This is a genomic window from Chitinimonas sp., from assembly GCF_041904975.1.
Taxonomy (GTDB): Bacteria; Pseudomonadota; Gammaproteobacteria; order Burkholderiales; family Chitinimonadaceae; genus Chitinimonas.
Genome location: NZ_JAYRLZ010000368.1, coordinates 1 through 3,387, shown reverse-complemented (window position 1 = coordinate 3,387; position 3,387 = coordinate 1). Strand labels below are relative to the sequence as shown.

Here is a 3,387-nt window from a genome sequence, read left to right as displayed (position 1 = left end):
ATTGTTGGCAATGTTGATCAGGGTGTTGCGTATGTCAATTCTGATGGGTCTGGTAATTCATTTTCCCTAGGTGCAAAATGCCGGCTGGGTTATTCCATGGGTTTGATTACTACTATGAAATCAAAGGAGCCGGGTGTGTATGTTGCTTTGACTATTGGTGGGGGGGCGAATTAGGAAGTGATCGTGTTGTGCTACAGATGTCTCCGACTGTAGAGCTTGTGAATGCCGCAAAGAATATATTAATCGAACTGGTTGAGATGGTACGACCAGATTTGGCCACGGTTTCACGTGACGGGGTCCGACCAGTGCCCCGAGAAAATTTTAAGGGTGTTGAAGTTGGTTGGCTAACCTATTTTTCTGATTCAACTGTTTCTGAGCTACTTCCACCAGATGTGATGTGGGAGAGCTTAGGGAGTGGAGTGTTGGTTATGTCATCTGAAATGCCACCCACGCCTGACGATGTTGATGTGATTGATAGAATTGTCCGCATAACCAATGTGCTTCAGCCTCGTGGTTTTTTGGAGTTTAAGGATAAAAATGCGCAATAGTTAATTTTTCATAATGTGGGTTTTCTGTTGGTGTTGGCGGGCTGGCAAGAAGGTCGTGGTCCGTCCGATTTACTGGCATTGAGGCAAGCCATTCACAGCGAGGCTTGGAGAAACTTCATATATTGATTGCCAACTATGTGGACGTGTAGGTTATGACCAAGATTCTGCGCAATCCAACACTCCATGAGGCAAAGCGCCGCCTGCCAAACCGCCGTGACGTGGCCGCTGTCGCTGTTTCTGGCGTGGCGGAGCCAGCGGCGGACGCAGCTGCAAGCGAGCCGGTGGCGCCGCAGCCAGTGTCAACCACGCCAGACCTGGTGCAGCTCGCTACCAAGGCTGCCTTGGCCAAGCTGAAGGGCGAGGCTGAGCAGATGCAGGAATTGGCGCGGCAACGCGGCCTGAAGGAAGGCCGTGCTGCCGGTGCCGAGGAAGCGCGCCAGGCGATGGCGGCGGAGCTGGCCAGGCTGCGTAGCATTGCCGAGGCGATGCAAAGCTTGCCGGAGCGCGGCTTTGCCAATAGCGAGGATATGGCGCTGGCCATTGCCTTTGAGGCAGTGTGCATGGTGTTGGGCGAGCAGGCTGGCCAGCAGGAAGCGGTGGCCGGGGCAGTCAAGCAGGCGGCTCGCCAGCTGCGCGAAGCCGGCCGCTTGCTGATTCGCCTGCATCCGCAAGACCTGGCGCTGCTGCGCGACGGGCGATTGCTCGACACCCTGCTGGCCGCCGACAAACTACCGCAATGGGTAGAAGACGAGACCCTGGCACTGGGTGGCTGCATCATTGAAACCGAGCAGGGCGATCTGGATGCCAGCTTCGACACGCAACTGTCGCGCCTGCGCGAGCGCTTATTGCGGGTACGGGCGGCGAGGCATTAGGGAGGCGCTGAACGCATCCGCTCAGGCGCGACCAGCGCGCCTTCCCCCGCGCAATGCGAGGGCGCAGGGGTGAAATGGCGTCACAAGGAATCAACTGCTTATTCGGTTCTGGCTAAGCCCCAGGCATTCCGGGGCCTGCTACGCAAGCTGAAAGCTCGACTCGTTCCGAGCCTCCCAAACGCAAAGTAGATTTGCTCGGTGCTCGCCAATCGCCGCCCGCCACTTGGGTGGGGCAGGGCAAGGCAAGGGCTGCATGAATCGTTGGCGCACCCAGTGTTGCCACCGCGCCGGGCCCGGCGGGGCTGCTTGCGGTGGCCGGCAAATCGCGTCGTTTACGGTTGTGCGGGTGCTGCGCTGTTTGCTGCCAGCTTCAACGCATCGACATATGGTATTGCCGCGCCAGTCGCTCGATTTCGCCGTTGCCGAGCAAGGTGTTCAATGCCTTGTTGATATCGGCCAGGGGCCAGGGTGAGCTTGGCGAGATATAGCACTGGGTATCCACGACCGAGAACGGCGTGGTGGCCACGCTGAATCGCTCGCGTGCTGCCGGGTTCCGGGCGAAATGGCCTTCGATTTCGGCTTCGGATGAAATCAGTGCGTCGGCGAGCTTGTCCTCGACCAGGCGGAACAGATTGCTGACGCGGGTGCTGTCGATGCGCGTGGCGCGTTTTTCGTCAAACAGGGGCTGGATGCTTGGGTAGTGGTAGCCCAGCATGGTGGCAATGCGTTTTCCGGCGAAATCGTTGCTGCTGGTGCCGGGAAGCGGCTGGCCCTTGAGCACCACCACGCGCTCGATCTGCGGCAGGGTGGCAATGGTCCATTGCAAGGGGCCGCTATAGTCGGTCCATTTCGGGCTGGAATAGCAGCTGATATCGGCATCGCCACGGCCGACCGCCTGCTCGATACGGCGCCGCGACCATACGCTATGAACGGCCTTGGTGCCCAGCTCGCGTGCGATCAAATCGCCCAGGGCGGGCAGCAGGCCGCCGCTGATCTTGCCCGATTTGTCCAGCTCCACAAACGGGTAGTTGATCGAATCAAGCTCGGCCACCCGCAAGGGCGGCGCGGCGTGCGCGTGCTGCATGGCGGCTGCGCACAGCAAGGCGAGGGCGGGGCGGCGGATGTGGGGGTAATTCATCGTCGCACTATAGACAGCTGTGCTGTCGATGCGGCCGGCAAATAGTTGTCCGCTCGTCGCGGTGTGGTGGCTTTCTGCGACGTAGGGGCGTCGCGAGTTACGCCTCGATGGCCGGATGGTTCAAGCGCCGCGCCGCCCACGCAGCAGCACGATGGCGGCGCCAGCGCCGCCGTCCACCGGGCGGGCCTGGCAGAAAGCCAGCACTTCATCGCGCTGTACCAGCCAGTTGCGCAGCTTGTTTTTCAACACCGGTTCCTTGTTGCGCGAGCCCAGGCCCTTGCCGTGGATGATGCGCACGCAGCGCTGGTCGGCTTGTACACAGCGGTGCAAGAAGCCACCGACGGCGGCGCGGGCTTCGTCGGTATTGAGGCCGTGCAGGTCGAGCTGCGCCTGTACTACCCAGTGGCCGCGCCGCAGCTTTTTCAGGGTGTCGAGCTTCTGGCCGGCGCGCAGATAGAGCAATTCTTCGCCCGATTCGATCTCGTCCCATGGCCAGCGGTCGGTCATGGCGTCGTGCATCACCAGGCCTTCGTCGCGCTGGCGCTGGCGTGGGTGGGGTGATTGTTCTGCCGGTGGGTGCGGGTAGGGCAGGGGGTGATTCAGCGGTTCGGTGCCGGCCACGGCACGCATGAACACGCTATGGTCGTCTTCGGGTGGCGGCGCCGGGGTAGCCGGCGGCGGCTGGCGGCGCGATTCGCGCAGCGAGCGGGCGAGCGGCTTGAGCAGCTCGGCAAGGGGTGTCTTGGGGCGCGACATGGCGCGGTGCTGGCCTGGACCGATAGGGCAACATAGCGATGTCGCCGGGGCAAAAGCGCCCCCGGAAGGCTGG

At 61.3% G+C, this 3,387-nt stretch carries 4 protein-coding genes; 2 read left to right on the top strand and 2 right to left on the bottom strand.

Going from position 1 to position 3,387, the window contains the following annotated elements:
• The first annotated feature begins 197 nt into the window (after positions 1-197).
• Together ACE3OH_RS20910 and ACE3OH_RS20905 are read left to right on the top strand one after the other, a co-directional pair.
• Entirely contained in the window at positions 198-548 is a 351-nt protein-coding gene (locus ACE3OH_RS20910; protein WP_374357759.1) for a hypothetical protein, read from the top strand.
• A 152-nt stretch (positions 549-700) separates the two neighbouring features.
• Positions 701-1,420 (top strand): FliH/SctL family protein, encoded by a 720-nt coding sequence (locus ACE3OH_RS20905; protein WP_374357756.1) that lies wholly within the window; start codon positions 701-703, stop codon positions 1,418-1,420.
• Between the two features lie 370 nt (positions 1,421-1,790).
• Here ACE3OH_RS20905 and ACE3OH_RS20900 read toward each other — a convergent pair whose 3' ends face one another.
• A complete protein-coding gene (locus tag ACE3OH_RS20900) occupies positions 1,791-2,558 on the bottom strand; it encodes a substrate-binding periplasmic protein (protein WP_374357753.1) in 768 nt (255 codons plus the stop codon).
• Positions 2,559-2,678: 120 nt separating this feature from the next.
• Complete coding sequence (locus ACE3OH_RS20895) at positions 2,679-3,314, bottom strand: Smr/MutS family protein (protein WP_374357750.1); 636 nt, start codon at positions 3,312-3,314, stop codon at positions 2,679-2,681.
• Positions 3,315-3,387 lie beyond the last annotated feature (73 nt).

Excerpts from the sequence above, each read along its gene's own strand:
- ACE3OH_RS20910 (WP_374357759.1), top strand. The coding sequence starts at position 198 with ATGTCTCCGACTGTAGAGCTTGTGAATGCCGCAAAGAATATATTAATC.
- ACE3OH_RS20905 (WP_374357756.1), top strand. The coding sequence starts at position 701 with ATGACCAAGATTCTGCGCAATCCAACACTCCATGAGGCAAAGCGCCGC.
- ACE3OH_RS20900 (WP_374357753.1), bottom strand. The coding sequence starts at position 2,558 with ATGAATTACCCCCACATCCGCCGCCCCGCCCTCGCCTTGCTGTGCGCA.
- ACE3OH_RS20895 (WP_374357750.1), bottom strand. The coding sequence starts at position 3,314 with ATGTCGCGCCCCAAGACACCCCTTGCCGAGCTGCTCAAGCCGCTCGCC.